We start from the raw sequence: 13913 nt of genomic DNA, 5'->3' as shown, positions 1-13913 counted from the left end.
CGAGCCGGTTGGCCCGGCATCGGTGGCTCACGGTGCCTGCTGGCGCCGCAGGGCGGGTTGGGCCTCCGAGGATTGCTCGATGTAGTCCGAGAGTAGGCGGCTGACCAGTGACTCGATGGTTGATTCGATCGAGGACGCCAGCGTCGCGGTGATCGATGCGACGGCTTGGGTCCGGAACCGGATCAGCATGGTGATCAGCTCGGCGATCTCGGCGTCACCGGGCAGCGGCTCGCCCGGCTTGATCCGATCCACAACATGCTCGGCGCCGGCTCGCACCAGCAGGTCGCTGATCTCGTCGACCTTGGGAAGGATCTGCTCGTGCAGGTCGATGAGTTTGTCCATGCTGATGCCATAGCCCCGTACCTCGTTGAATGCGTCAATGAGTTTGGGGCGGGCAATGATCGCCTGGGTGCCGTCGATGCGGATCAGTCGCAGCGCCACCAGCCGTTCGAATGCCAGTGGATCGTCGACGCGCCGCTGAGCCTGGGCAAGTGGCATGGCTTGCGGTTTCTCGGTGGTCCAGCTGCCGACGATGGCCGTCTCCAAGCCCAGGACGTCGCCGAGGTTTCTGCCTTCCTCCCAGGCGCTAAGCATCTCTCGAACATGTGCGATGTTGTACCCCCGGTCGAGCATGGACGTGATGAGCCGAAGCCGGATCAGATGGGTGTCGTTGAACAACGCGATTCGGCCGACCCGCAGCGGCGGGGGCAGCAGGCCGCGGTCTCGGTACACCCGAATGTTGCGGGTGGTGGTGCCGGCCAGTCTGGCCAGTTCGTCGATCCGGTATTCACCTGAGGCCGCGCCACCATTGGAGTGCCGGACGGCCGCATCGAAAAGTTGTGTCACAGCGGCTTCGATGAACTCGCCAAGCTCCCGCGATTGGCGCCGGACACGTTTCGGCGTGCGCCGCACGTTGTGCAGCACGCTGGCTATGGTGCCGGGGTCGGGTCGCGCCGATCGGTCGTTGGTCATGTCACCGTTGGGGATCATGCCGTCGAGGTCACCAGGCTGCCGGCGTCTTGGGCGACCGCATGGTAGTGGCCGTAGCGGAAATCCCGCATTTGGCAAAGGTACTCGGTGGCAAACCCGGGAAACATCGACCCGTTGAACCCCTCTTTGGTGAGATACCAACTGCGGCAACCCGACATCCACGTCGTCTTGGCAAGCCGACGCTGGATTCGCTCGTTGTAGCGGCGCTGGACGTCTGCACGCACATCGAGATAGCGCAGGCGTTCGTCGAGGATCGTGGTGATGGCGCGCACCGCGTAGTCGAGTTGGCCTTCGATGTACACCAGCAACGAATTGTGCCCGGGCCCGGAGTTCGGTCCGGTCATGAAGAACAGATTGGGATATCCGTGTGCGTTGATGCTCTTGTAAGCCTGTGCGCCGTGGGCCCATTCATCGGCCAGCGACCGGCCGCCGATGCCGGTGACCGGGAAGGGAGGTCCCGTCAGATGGACGTCGTAGCCGGTCGCGAACATGATGCAGTCCAGGTGATGCTCTAGACCATCGCTGGTCCGGATGCCAACCGGGCTCAGCGTCGCGATCGGCCAGTCGATGAGTTTGCAGTTCGGGCGTTGCAGCGCGGGATAGTAGTCGCTGGAAACCAGCATGCGCTTGCAGCCCGGGCGGAAGTCCGGCGTCAGTTGGCGGCGTAACCACCGGTCTTTGACCTGACCGCGAAGATGGGCCTGGCCCAGTAACGCCACCAGCGACGTCAGCGGAGTGTTCCACACCAACGCGCCCGCGGTGGCCTCGTGGCCCCAGAACAGGGCTTGTCGCGCGAGTTGTTGAGCAGCGGGGACTTTGGTGAACAAGGCCTGCACGGCGGGTGGCGTGGCGACGTCGAGCCGTGGCAAGACCCAACAGGGGGTGCGCTGGAAGACCTTGACGAAGCCGGCCTGATTCACCAGTTCCGGGACGATTTGCACGGCGCTGGCTCCGGTGCCGACAACGGCGACTCGCTTGCCGCTGAAGTCGTAGTCGTGGTCCCAGCGCGCGCTGTGGATCTTGTGACCTTCATAGCGATCCAGGCCCCGGATGTCGGGGAAGCTGACATCGGAGAGCGGACCGGAAGCCAGGATGACGGTCCGGGCCCGAAACCTTTCGCCCGCCTGCGTTGTCGCGGTCCAGATGCCGGTGTCTTGGTTGAATGTGAGGCCAGTGACTCGTTGGCCGAACCGGATGCGATCACCGATACCGAACCGGTTCACCATGGCCTCGATGTGCCGGTAGATCTCCGCGGCGGGGGAGTAGGTGCGTGACCACTTGGGGTTGCGGACGAACGAGAACGAGTACAGCAGTGAGGGTATGTCGCAGCTGGCGCCCGGATAGGTGGTGTCGCGCCAGGTTCCGCCGATCCGGTCGCCGCGCTCCAGAATCACCACCTCATCGGGGTTGCTCAAACCGGCCTCGGCGAGTCGGATTGCCGCACCCAGTCCGGTGAGGCCCGCTCCCACAATCAGCGTCGCGTAGGCGTGATCGGGCGCCATGGTCACGCCGCTGGCCGATAGGTGAGTTCTTTGAACCAGCTGGGTATCGGCTTCAACAAGGGCTTGGGGTAGTAGTCCGACAGCCACACCATGGAGTTGGCCAGTAGGTGATAGGGGTGGCTCGGGTTGACCACCATGGCGGCATGGCGCTTGAGGACGCGGTACGCCGGAACCCGTGGTGTTTTCGCGCTGCGCTCGCCGAGTTGCCTGAAGCGCTTGACCGCGTTGTACAACCGCTCCGGTTCCATGCCCATGCCGGCCATCTCATTGCGCACCCGGTTGAGCAGCGGTATGTAGATGAGTGCGCCGATGATCAGTCCCGGCGAGGCGATATTGCCGACGAACTCGATCGCCAGCCGGCGCGCCGTGGCGTGCCCGATCATGTCGAGCACCTCGAAATCCACGGCGATGTGCCGGGATTCGTCGTTGTTGATCTTCTCGAACACCTGGTGGCACACCGGATCTTCGACGCTATCGAGGAGGAACTTCAACAGCGCCCCGTCGAGCGCCACTTCGAGCATCGGAATCACGGTGCCCAGCACGGACAGCGGCATGCCATCCGAGTAGGTGTCCAGCCATTCGATAGCCAACCGGATGTTGACGTTGGGTTTGGGAAGTTCGCCCTCGTCGAGCATGCCCCAGCGCTTCATCAGGGCTAGCTCGGCGTTGGCGTGGCGCTGTTCTTCGGCGTGAAAATACCGGTAGATTTCCGCGATTGTCGGGTCGGGGGCTTTCTTGGCCAGCGCGGCGAAGCCGCGCGCCCCGATGTTCTCGATCCAGCACAGGTCCGCCATGAATGCCTTGAGCTTGGGCCGGAATTCGGGCCGAATGGTATCGGCGCCCGGTGCTTCCCAGTCGATGTCGGCGAGCGCCCACTGACGATCCTTGATCTTGGCGAGCATAGCTTCCATGTCGATCGTCACCAGAAGCTCCTTCCGTTGGTGAAACGGGCTCTTAGCGCATCGTCGCCCGCAAAATCAGACCGGCCGCCCTGGTGTATGTGCCGGGCGCCATCCGCTTGATGTTCCACCCGATCTTGGCGTTCAGCTGGGGCATGCAGTACAGATCGCCGCGGTCGTTGGCGTCCAGACAGATGCGTGCCACCTTGTCGGGCGAAAATCCGGTCCAGCGAATGAGTTTGGTGACGACCTCGCTGGACTGCTCGCTGATCCGACCGGACTCGACGATGTTGGTCTTGACGAAGGTCGGGCACAGCACGGTGACATTGATGCCGGTGCCGGATAGTTCGGCGGCCAGGGTTTCCGATAGTGAGAGCACCCCAGCCTTGCTGACGTTATAGGCGGCCATGCCCGGAGCCGCGCCGAATGCGGCGGCCGAGGCGACGTTGATGATGCCCCGCGGGCCGACCGCCCGTCCGGCCTCCCGCAGGATGGGGGTGAAAACATGGCAGCCATGGATCGGGCCCCAGAGATTGATGCCCAGGGTCCATAACCAATCATCAAGGGGGATTTCGCCGATACCCGCGCCGCCAGCACCGACGCCGGCGTTGTTGATCACCAATGTCGGCGGTCCATCGAACCAGGCTTGTGAGCGTTCGGCCAGCGCCGTCACGTCTTCGATGCGTGAGACGTCGCAGCCGATCGAGATGGCTCTGGCGCCCGCCTCGGTCAGCGCTGCGACCGTGTTCTGGGCGGCCACTTCGTCGATGTCGCTGCAAACTACCGCGCTACCGCGGCGACCGAGTTCGAGCGCGAATGCGGCGCCGATTCCGCTGCCCGCTCCGGTGACCACCGCCAGGGCATCGTGGCTGGTCTTTCGGGACTTGCCCAGCAGCTTGTCCAAGGGACCCAACATGTCAGACCGCCTCGGCAGTAGCGTTGTCCTGCAATGAGCCTGCGATGAACGCGGAGGCGTAGGCCATGGCTTTGGCGGCCTCCGGAGTCATCCGCGGCAGTGCCTGGAATACGTGCATCTGATCGGGCCAGACCTGCAGTTCGCAGCGGCCACCGGCAGTGCGAATGTCGGCGGCCAGCTGACGCGCATCCGCCTCCAGCATCTCGGCCGCGCCGGCCTGGATCAGCGTGCTGGGAAGTGGCGATCCGCCCGCGACGTCGAGGCTGAGGCGGTGATGGGTGGGATCGATCCCGGCGTGGTAGAGGCCGACCACGCGCGCCGCGGTGGCCGCTTGGACGGCGGGATCGGGCTTCGTCCGTTCGCGTGCGGCCGAGAGCCCGAAGGTCAGGTCGATCAGCGGTGAGAACAGCACCAGTGAGGCCGGCGGCCGGGCGGCGACGTCGGGCTGCAAGAGCAAATCAACCGATAGGTGACCGCCCGCCGAATCGGCCACCACGACCATGCGTTCCGGCGACAAGCCGCATGCGCCCGGCAGCCAGTCCCACCCGGCCCGCACGTCGTCGGCGGCGGTGGGGAAGCGGTGTCGTGGCGCCAATCGGTAGTCGACGCTGAACACCGGTAGCCCGGTGAGTGAGGACAGCCAAGCCGTCAGGCGCCGGTGCGTCCGGGGTGAACACATGGTGTAGCCGCTGCCGTGCACGAAATAGATTGCGCCGCTGCGATTCGGTGCGGGCCCGGTCGGCAGGTGCGGCCCGTGGACCCATTCGCCGACGACCCGGCGCCCGTCTGGCAGAACAGAGTTCACCGGTTTCACGTGGGTGCCCGACAGTGATGGGCCGAGCGTGCCCATCAGCCGCGCGATGACCTGGCGCGTCATCCAGATTCCCCAGGCGCGCTCCGGCGGTATTGCCGCGGTGATGGGCGGCATCATTATCGAGCTCACCGCTACCGCGGTGCGGGACCGCAATGACCCGCGGACCGGAACGACGTCCGTCATAAAATGCAGTCAATACCAAATGGTGACATTAGTCAATGTCACTTTTTGTCGGTCGGCTATGTCGGCTCGGCGGACCCGCATGGCGGCGTGGCGGACGTGATTGCCCTGCTCAGGTCTCCGTGGTTGTCAGGATCTGGCTCGCGATCGCCTTCTTGTCGATCTTTCCCACCGGTGTGGTCGGCAGCGACGGCATCGCGACCAGCCGATCGATGCGGATATGTGCGGCCACGCCACGCTGCTCGAGATAGTCATTGAGTCCCGACAAGGTCTGCGGCGTCTGCGGTGGCCCCGCGAAAACAATTGCAGCGCAGATCAGCTCGCCCATATCCGGGTCCGGCAGTGGCACCGCCGCGGCCGAGCGGATCGCCGGGTGGCTGAGCAACTGTTCTTCGAGGTCCTGGGCCGAGATGGTCTCACCGCAGCGGCAGATGATGTCTTTGACGCGCCCGGTGACCTGCAGGTAGCCGTCGTCGCGGAGTCGGACCAAGTCGCCGCTGCGATAGAAGCCGGCTGGATCGAAGCAGCGCTCGTTGTCTCGGTCGGCGCAGAAGTAGCCGTTGATGGTGTAGGGACCGCGCACCAGTAGCTCGCCCTCTGCGCCGGGAGCCACCGGCGCGCCCGCGCCGTCGACAATGCGCAATTCGTCAGCGGAGCACAGGGGCCGGCCCTGGGTGTGCTCGAGGAGGTTCGGCGGATCTTCGAGGCGGGTGAAGTTCAGCAGTCCTTCGGCCATCCCGAAGACCTGTTGCAGCCCCGGGGTCAATGCCTCTCGTGCCTGGCGAGCATCCTCGGGCTCCAATCTGGAGCCACCAACTTGCAATAGCCGCAAAGACTTCGGGGTTACCGGCTCCCAATCACAGGCCTGGGTCCACAGTTTGGCCAGCGCGGGTACCAGCGCCGTGACGGTGACGCCGTGGCGCTCGATCAAGGTGAAGGCGGCCTCCGGGCTGGGGTCGGTGCTGAAAACGATGGTGGCGCCGACGGCCATCGAGCCGAGTATGCCCGGACATGCCAACGGGAAGTTGTGCGCCGCCGGCAGCGACACGAGGTACACGTCGTCAGCGGTCAGCCGGCACAACTGCGCACTCGCGGTGGCGTTGTAGACGTAGTCGTCGTGTGTTCGGGGGATCAGTTTCGGAGTGCCGGTGGTGCCACCTGAGACGAGTAACAAGGCGGGCGATGTGGTGTCGACATCGATGTCGGGTGTGGCGCCTTCGGACAGCGACGACCACGGCAGAAAGGGCCCGGACTCGCCGTCGATGATGACGTGGCGCAACTGGGGGTGAGCGGCGACCAACCGCTCGGCCATCGACCGGTAGTCGAAGCCGCCGGCGTGCTGCGCGACGATCAAACCCACCGCACCGCTGACCTCGGCGAAGTGGTGCAGTTCTGCCAGCCGGTGTCCGGTCAGGCACATCACCGGGATGGCTCCGGCGCGCAACAGGCCGAACAAGGCGACCGCGAACCGGCACGAATTGGGTAACTGCAGCAGCACCCGGTCGCCCGGTGCGATGCCCAGCGAAACGAAGCCCGCGGCGGCTCGATCGGCCAGTTTGTCCAGTTCGCAGAACGTATGGCTGGCGCCGGCGTCGACCACACCCACTCGGTCAGGCCAGCGTGCGGCCGCTTGCCGCAACAGCGAGCCGATGCTGCGACCGGTCCAATAACCGGCGGCGCGGTAGCTGGCCACTCGTTCGGGTGGGTACGGAATGAACCCGGCCACCGGCCCCGGTCGAGGCGGCTGGGCGGATGTAACAGGCACTCGGCGACTCCCCTTGGGGCGTGCGTTTCCCACCCCTCGGACCATAGGGTAGCGTACTCGAAGTTAGGACAGCCTGGGCTAAGGATGGGAGGTGGCTGGTGGGCGGCGCCACCCTCGCCGGGATGCTGGCGAACTGGAAATGGCAGCGCTATTACCCAACGTGCTCCCGCGGCCATGTGCGATTGCTGGGCGCCGCATGAGCGCCACGCTCGCGATTGTCGGGGCCGGCGCGAAGGCGGCGGCGGTGGCGGCGAAGGCGGCGGTGCTACGCGAGATGGGCGTCGAGGTTCCTGACCTGGTTGCCATCGAGTCAACCGGGGTGGCCGCGAACTGGCGAGCCGGCGGCGGCTGGACCGACGGCCGGCAGCGGCTGGGTACCAGCCCCGAAAAGGACGTCGGTTTCCCCTATCGGTCGGCGCTGTGGCCGGGCCGCAACGCCGAAATCGACGAGCGGATGATTCGGTTTAGCTGGCAGTCTTTTCTGGTCGACACCGACCAATTTGTCGGCTGGGTGGACCGGGGCAGGCCGTCGCCGGCCCACGACACGTGGGCGCAGTACTTGCGCTGGGTTGCCGACCGGGCTGGTCTGGAAGTCGTTGGTGGCGAGGTAGTTCAGCTGTCGGTCGACGAATCTCGCTGGGTGGTGCATACGGCCGACTCGAGTCTGACCGCAGACATGGTGATGTTCACCGGGCCTGGCCAGCCGGAAAGATCGATCCTTGCCCACGATCCGCGGGTGCTGTCGATTGCCCAGTTCTGGCACCGCGCGGCACAACATGAGCGGATTGTTGCCGAACGCGTCGCGGTCATCGGCGGTGGCGAGACCGCCGCATCAATCCTCAATGAGCTGTTTCATCATCGGGTTTCGGCGATCACGGCCTTCTCGCCGCAGGCGACCCTGTTCACCCGCGGTGAGGGCTTCTTCGAAAACTCTCTGTTCTCCGATCCCGCCGGGTGGCGCAATCTGGCCCTGTCGGAACGGCGCGACTGCATCGCTCGCACCGACCGTGGGGTGTTCTCGGCGCGCGTACAGGAATCCCTGCTCACCGACGAGCGAATCCGGCATATGCGCGGGCGGGTTGCTCGTGCGGTCAACCGCGACAACCGAATCTGGCTCACGCTGTCCACCTACTGCTGCGGTGAACCCCGCGAGACCTTGCATGACTTCGACCTCGTCATCGACGGTTCCGGCGCCGACCCGTTGTGGTTTCTATCGTTGCTGAGTCAGGATGCGGTGGACTTGCTGGAGCTGGGGCTGCAGGCGCCGCTGACCTGTCAGTGGCTCGAGGAATCCATCGGTGCCGATCTGGCTGTGTCCGGCGTTGCCCCGAAAATGTTCCTGCCGAATCTGGCCGGCCTCAACGAAGGTCCGGGATTTCCGAATCTGAGTTGTCTGGGTCTGCTGTCCGACCGCATCCTCAGTGCCGAACTCGGCCTAGCGCCCGCACCGGTTGGGACCAATCGGTCAAAGGGGAGAAGCGATGAGCACCAATCCGTTTGATGACGAAGACGCCATGTTTTATGTGCTGATCAATGACGAGGAACAGCACAGCCTGTGGCCGACATTCGCCGATGTGCCCGCCGGCTGGCGGGTAGCGTTCGGCGCGGACACGCGCGCCGATTGCCTGTCCTACGTCGAGCAGCACTGGGCCGACATCCGGCCCAAGAGCCTGCGCGACGCGATGGCCGGCAACTAACCGTTCACCGCGAACCGAGCTGGGCAAGCACGTCGGCGATCGACGCCCCGCCGAGCAGATCCGAGACCTCTAGCTCGTGATCAAACTCGGCCTTGACGCGCCGGCGTAGCTCCAGCGCCTGCAACGAATCCAGTCCGAGCGCGACCATGGGCACCGACGTGTCGATCCGCTCGGCGCGCTCCGCGCCAATCGCTGCGGCCAGCAGGTTGCTGAGTCGTCCCGGTAGGTCCGCCGGCTCGGCCGGCGCAGCGGTCTCGCTGACGGGCGAGAGCAGCTCTGATACCAGCGGGCCGTAGCCAAAGGTTTCCAGTACCGGGCGGGCGCGATCGAAGTTGAATGCCGCGACGATGGCATTGCGGCCGAGCCGCTGCATTCCCAACGCGATCGCCTCGGCGGGCGGCATCGGGATCACACCGATGGCGGCCAACTGCGCCATGCTCGAGGCATCGAGATCGAAATGCACGGTCCACTGGCCCCACTGCACGGAGACGCAGTCCAGCCCCTCGGCCCGCAGCCGGTGGGCCATCGCGTCCAGCATTCGGTTGGCCGCGGCGTACATGACCTGTCCGCGACCACCGATGGTGGCCCGTGCCGAAGAGCACAAAACGATGCGACAGCCATCAGTCCTGGGGAAAGCGTCCAGGACCTGCCCAATGCCGACAACCTTGGCGTAGAGCGCATTGTCGGCGTCATCGGTGGTGATGTCGGAGAACTCCACCGACGCATAAGCCACGGCGGCATGGATGATCAGATCCGCCGGTGTGGACCGGTGCTGCGCTGCCAACCGCGATACCGCAGCGGGGTCACCCACGTCGCATCGGGTGACAGCGATCTGGGCGGCTGTCGCCGAGCGGAGCTGCGCCAGGCGCTCCGCCACCGCAGCAGACTCGCCTGATCTGCTCACCAGAGTGATTCTCCGTGCGCCGCGGTGGGCGAAGTGGTCGCAGAATTCGAGCCCGAGGTTGCCGGTCCCGCCGATGATGAGCACGTGTTCTGGACACGCGCCCGCACCGTGCACCACCGCGCCCTCGCCCGCCACGATCCGTTTGGCATAGAAAGCGCCGTCGCGATATGCCAGCTCCGGTTCGTTGGCTGTGTGCAGCGCCGCCACAATGGGATGCGCCCAGTCTTGGGCCGTCGCTCCGGCCGGCAGATCCAGGTGGCGGAATCCCACGCCCGGGTGTTCGGCGCCGATGCTGCGAAAGCCCGCGCTTGCCGCCGCGTGCACCGGATCTGGCGGCCCATCCGCGGCGGTCGCCGCCTCACCGCCCACCGTCACCAGCCAGCAGTCGGTGACCCCGGTGTCGACTCCGGGCCACCACGCCCGGTTCGAAAAGAATCCTCCGACCTCGGCGGCGGCGGCGCGGCCATCCAGTTTCGGTGTTTCCGGAAGCAGAATGACCAGCGTGTTGACATCCGCTCCGGTGCCGTCATTTTCGCCATTGACCACCCGAGCCGTGGCCCCGGCCTGGTGGGCCGCGGCAGTCATCGCGGTGGCGAGCTGGGCGCAGGCTCCGGTGGGGTCAACAATCCCGACGACCCGTGGCGGCGTAAGCGAGCGCTGCGAGAGCCGCACCCATTCTTCGACCAGCAGACGCGCCGGTGTGGTGTCCGCGGTCGCGTCGGGGACCGACGGTGCTGCGGGAGCAACTGATACCGACGGCGGCTGACGACGGGGCAGCACCTCGTCATAGGGCAGCCACAACCGGATCTCGTTCATTCGGGTGTTGGGAAAGTCGAGCAACGGTAAGGCCTGGGCGCCGTCCGGCTCGGCGCGCAGACACTCCCATGGGTAGTTCAGGTCATGCACGGCCAGCTGGGCCAGATTGCGGGTGAATTCGCCCAGATCGGTGGCGGTGCGTTCGGAGGTTCCTACCACCATGGCGGGGCGGTCATCGGCTTCGTCGCGCAGGGCGGCCAGATTCTCGTGAATCGCCAACTGCAGCGTCGGATGCTCGGCCAGTTCGACGAACGTTTCGACGTCACGTTGCACGGCGGCGGCGATTGCCTTGTCGAACCGAACGATGTTGCGCAGGTTCCAAAACCAATAGTCACCGACAGGGAGCTCCGACGTGATGGGCGCGCCGAGAGTGGCACCGAGGCAGTCGATGTCGGTGTCGACAAAACTTGGGTGCTGCAGTTGGTCTTGGATGGCTGCACGAAGTTTGTCGGCACCGTCGTGGATCAAGCTGGTGTGTGCGGGATAGCGGACCCGGATAACCCGGGCGAAGGTGCCGCCCTCGGTCAAGGTGTCCACGATGCCCTGAACCGTTTCCCGTTCACCCGAAATACCTACCATGCGTGGGGAATTGACCACGGAGAGCTGCGCCCAGCCGGAGCATCGGGCGAGTAGGTCCTCGCACGTTTCCCGGTCGGCGGCGACGATGGCCATGGCGTAGTCAGCAGCAGCGAACTCGTCGGCGGCGTGGGCGCGGATACCGATGACGCGCACGGCGTCCTCGAGGGTAATCGTGCCGGAAACGTAAGCCGCGGCGACTTCCCCTTGGCTGTGCCCGATGGTGACGTTGGGCGCAATGCCGAATGATCGCCACATCGCCGCCAGTGCGGCCATCTGGGTGAACAGCGCCGGCTGGACGATGCCGGCGCTGCCATCATCCTGAAAATTCTTGTCGAGCAGATAGTTTCGCGGTGACCCGCAGGATTGTGCTTCGAACGCCTGGGCGCAGCGATCTACCTCGGCGCGAAACGCGGGCACCGATTCGTAAAAGAGCTGTCCCATACCGGGGCGCTGGCCTCCCTGCCCGGGAAAGACATAGCCGATGCGACGGCGGATGGCCGCCGGGTCGGTACGAATCAGGGCGGGATGCTCGTATCGGTCGATCATCGCCTGCAGGGCGTCGATCAACTCCGCACGCGTCCTGACCATGGCCAGGGCCCGGTGCCGGCGAGCGGCCCGCGTCCGAAACAGCATGGCGGAGATCGGGCCGGGGGTGAGGTCGGGATGAGCTGCGACATGGTCACGCAGCGCTGTGGCCTCGCTGTCCAGTAGCTCGGGCGTGTCCGCCGAGAGCAGGACGGGAATGGTGCCGTCCGGCAGGCGGTAGGCGGCCGCGCTCACTGTCCGACTCCGGTAGCCGGCATCGAAATGATGGCATGGGCATTGGCGCCGCCCGCACCGAACGAAGACACGGCACCGTAGCGAACACCGTGTTTGGGCTCCCACTCATGTAGTTTCGTCGCCAGCCGCAGGCCGGTCAGATCCCAGTCCACCGTTTTGGTTGGGTTGTCCGCGAAAAGGGTTGGCGGAATCTGACCGTGTTGGCCGGCCAGCAGCAGCTTGATCAACGCCAGGATTCCGGATGCCGCCTGCGAGTGTCCGGCATTGGACTTGATCGACCCGAGCAGGGCTTCCGACCCCGCAGCGCCGTAGGTCTTGAACAGCGCGATCAATTCGACTGGGTCGCCGGCAGGCGTTGCAGTGCCGTGTCCTTCGATCATTCCGACCTCGACCGGATCAATTCCCGCCACCTCCAGCGTCTTGCGAATAACCTGCTCTTGCGCTCGTACCCGGGGAACCAAGATTGGCTTGCCTTTACCGTTGTGGTTGGTGCGGATGGCCGCGATACGTCCGTAGATTCGCCGGCCCTCTCGCCGTGCTCGTGATTCCCGCTCGACGAGAACCATTCCCGCGCCTTCCCCCCACACGGTGCCGGTGGCGTTATCGGAATAGGCGCGGCAATGCCCGTCCTCGGAAAGGGCATTGAGTCTCGCGAACTCGTAAAACGCTCCGGGCGAACCCATCACGCACACGGCGCCGGCAAGCGCCCATTCGCACTCGTCCTCCCGCACCGCCGTGGCGGCCAGGTGCAGTGCGGACAATGACGAGGCGCACGCCGTGTCGACACTGATCGAAGGACCGATCAGGCCAAGACTGTGCGAAATTCGGGCGGCGCCCCCCAGTTGGCCCAGCGAGGCGATCCGATGACCGCTGTAGGCATCGGCTACCGATGCCCGTGGTCCGTACTCCATTGGCGACATGCCGACGAAACAGCCGCTCTCTGCCCCGGCAGTCGAGCCGGGGTTGATTCCGGAATTCTCCAGTGCCTTCCACGCGACTCGCATCGCAACCCGTTGCTGGGGATGCAACACGATGGCCTCGCGGGCGCTGATACCGAAGAAGCCAGGGTCGAATGTGGTTGCTCCATCCAGGAATCCGCCGGAATCGCAAACCTGCCCCCAACCTTCCATGTCGGATACCGACAACAGATCATCGACGGGCCAGCCGCGGTCGCGGGGAAAGGGACTCAGTAGTTCCCTGGATTCGGCAAGCGCTGCCCACAAAGAAGCCGGGCTGTCGATTCCGCCGGGTGCCTCGACGGCCATTCCGGAGATGACGATCGGGTCGGCTGCTCCGGCGGATCCGTTGGTGCTCATGCTTGCTGCCCGCACTGTGCGCTCGAGGCCAGCAACGCCGCGACGGCGTCGATGTGTGACCGCAAGTAGAAGTGTCCCCCGTCGAACATGGTGACCTTGGCGGTATCGGTGTGCTTGCCCCACCCGTAGAGATCGCCCAGTGTGATGTAAGGGTCCTGGTCGCCGCCCATGGCGTGAATCGGCGTCGCCACCTTGATGTCCTCGGCGCACGAGTATGTGTCAAAAGCGTGGTAGTCGGCCTTGATCACGGGAAGTGCCAGCCTCATGAGTTCGCGGTTGCTGAACACGTCCGTATCGGTGCCCTCGAGCGCGCCCAGATGGTTGAGGATTTCTTCGTCGTCGCTGGGATGTGCCGGCTTGGCCGCCGCGTTGCAGGGGGCCACCGCGGCGGAGACGTTGAGGTGCCGCACATCGATACCGTTGGCTTCGGCCAGGCGGACGAACTCGAACGCGACCAGCGCCCCCATGCTGTGACCGAATGTGATGATCGGGAGTCCGCGATTGTGCTCCGATGCCGCGAACTCGCTGAACGCGCCGGCAGCAATCTCGGAAATGGCGGCGCACGAGGGTTCAGCGGCCCGATCTTGGCGCCCCGGGTACTGAAAGACAATGACGTTGAACGTCTCGCTGAGGACCTTCGAGAACTCGCGATATGCCGACGCGCCCGCCCCGGCATGCGGAAAGACGAGCAGCGGAAGGCTTTCGGGGGCATCCGGTTCGTGGAATTGCCTGCCCCACCCTAGTTTGCGCGCCAT

11 protein-coding genes are annotated in these 13913 nt (G+C 65.2%); 2 read left to right on the top strand and 9 right to left on the bottom strand.

All coding sequences use genetic code 11. The annotated features are described in order from the left end of the window. Positions 1-27: 27 nt before the first annotated feature. From MPSD_RS18620 to MPSD_RS18595, 6 genes are all read right to left on the bottom strand, one after another. The gene (locus MPSD_RS18620; RefSeq protein ID WP_086084823.1) at positions 28-990 is read right to left on the bottom strand and encodes a MerR family transcriptional regulator; all 963 of its coding nucleotides are present in this window, start codon (positions 988-990) and stop codon (positions 28-30) included. Further along, on the bottom strand, positions 987-2498 hold the full coding sequence (locus MPSD_RS18615) for a flavin-containing monooxygenase (protein WP_020786772.1): 1512 nt from the start codon (positions 2496-2498) through the stop codon (positions 987-989). Before MPSD_RS18615 ends, MPSD_RS18620 begins: the two co-directional genes overlap by 4 nt. Then, a complete protein-coding gene (locus tag MPSD_RS18610) occupies positions 2495-3415 on the bottom strand; it encodes a hypothetical protein (protein WP_020786773.1) in 921 nt (306 codons plus the stop codon). The genes MPSD_RS18615 and MPSD_RS18610 overlap by 4 nt, the downstream gene beginning before the upstream one ends. 31 nt (positions 3416-3446) lie before the next feature. Then, positions 3447-4307 (bottom strand): SDR family NAD(P)-dependent oxidoreductase, encoded by an 861-nt coding sequence (locus tag MPSD_RS18605; protein ID WP_086084822.1) that lies wholly within the window; start codon positions 4305-4307, stop codon positions 3447-3449. Between the two features lies 1 nt (position 4308). Next, positions 4309-5304 (bottom strand): alpha/beta hydrolase, encoded by a 996-nt coding sequence (locus tag MPSD_RS18600; RefSeq protein WP_188069158.1) that lies wholly within the window; start codon positions 5302-5304, stop codon positions 4309-4311. Positions 5305-5413: 109 nt separating this feature from the next. After that, positions 5414-7027, bottom strand: a complete 1614-nt coding sequence (locus tag MPSD_RS18595; RefSeq protein WP_232022887.1) for a (2,3-dihydroxybenzoyl)adenylate synthase — start codon at positions 7025-7027, stop codon at positions 5414-5416. 235 nt (positions 7028-7262) lie between these two features. Between MPSD_RS18595 and mbtG the strand changes: the two genes are divergently transcribed. Beyond that, a complete protein-coding gene (mbtG, locus tag MPSD_RS18590) occupies positions 7263-8567 on the top strand; it encodes an NADPH-dependent L-lysine N(6)-monooxygenase MbtG (RefSeq protein ID WP_086084820.1) in 1305 nt (434 codons plus the stop codon). Next, positions 8548-8763, top strand: a complete 216-nt coding sequence (locus MPSD_RS18585; protein WP_011741377.1) for an MbtH family protein — start codon at positions 8548-8550, stop codon at positions 8761-8763. Before mbtG ends, MPSD_RS18585 begins: the two co-directional genes overlap by 20 nt. Positions 8764-8767: 4 nt before the next feature. On the opposite strand, the gene nbtC is transcribed toward MPSD_RS18585, so the two are convergent. Genes nbtC through MPSD_RS18570 form a run of 3 tightly spaced genes read right to left on the bottom strand, consistent with a single transcriptional unit; the run spans position 8768 to position 13913 of the window. Continuing rightward, positions 8768-11842, bottom strand: coding sequence for a nocobactin polyketide synthase NbtC (gene nbtC, locus MPSD_RS18580; protein WP_086084819.1), 3075 nt, complete (start codon positions 11840-11842; stop codon positions 8768-8770). Next, entirely contained in the window at positions 11839-13158 is a 1320-nt protein-coding gene (locus MPSD_RS18575; protein ID WP_020786778.1) for a beta-ketoacyl [acyl carrier protein] synthase domain-containing protein, read from the bottom strand. Before MPSD_RS18575 ends, nbtC begins: the two co-directional genes overlap by 4 nt. Further along, positions 13155-13913, bottom strand: coding sequence for a thioesterase II family protein (locus MPSD_RS18570; RefSeq protein WP_086084818.1), 759 nt, complete (start codon positions 13911-13913; stop codon positions 13155-13157). Before MPSD_RS18570 ends, MPSD_RS18575 begins: the two co-directional genes overlap by 4 nt.

The organism is Mycobacterium pseudoshottsii JCM 15466, assembly GCF_003584745.1.
Classification (GTDB): domain Bacteria; phylum Actinomycetota; class Actinomycetes; order Mycobacteriales; family Mycobacteriaceae; genus Mycobacterium; species Mycobacterium marinum.
The sequence above is the reverse complement of the archived record's forward strand: the minus strand, read 5'-3'. Positions and strand labels throughout refer to the sequence as shown.

What these genes read in the sequence shown, in the direction of transcription:
- MPSD_RS18620 (WP_086084823.1), bottom strand. Translation starts at nt 990, where the DNA reads ATGATCCCCAACGGTGACATGACCAACGACCGATCGGCGCGACCCGAC.
- MPSD_RS18605 (WP_086084822.1), bottom strand. Translation starts at nt 4,307, where the DNA reads ATGTTGGGTCCCTTGGACAAGCTGCTGGGCAAGTCCCGAAAGACCAGC.
- MPSD_RS18600 (WP_188069158.1), bottom strand. Translation starts at nt 5,304, where the DNA reads ATGACGGACGTCGTTCCGGTCCGCGGGTCATTGCGGTCCCGCACCGCG.
- mbtG (WP_086084820.1), top strand. Translation starts at nt 7,263, where the DNA reads ATGAGCGCCACGCTCGCGATTGTCGGGGCCGGCGCGAAGGCGGCGGCG.
- MPSD_RS18585 (WP_011741377.1), top strand. Translation starts at nt 8,548, where the DNA reads ATGAGCACCAATCCGTTTGATGACGAAGACGCCATGTTTTATGTGCTG.
- MPSD_RS18575 (WP_020786778.1), bottom strand. Translation starts at nt 13,158, where the DNA reads ATGAGCACCAACGGATCCGCCGGAGCAGCCGACCCGATCGTCATCTCC.
- MPSD_RS18570 (WP_086084818.1), bottom strand. Translation starts at nt 13,913, where the DNA reads ATGGCGCGCAAACTAGGGTGGGGCAGGCAATTCCACGAACCGGATGCC.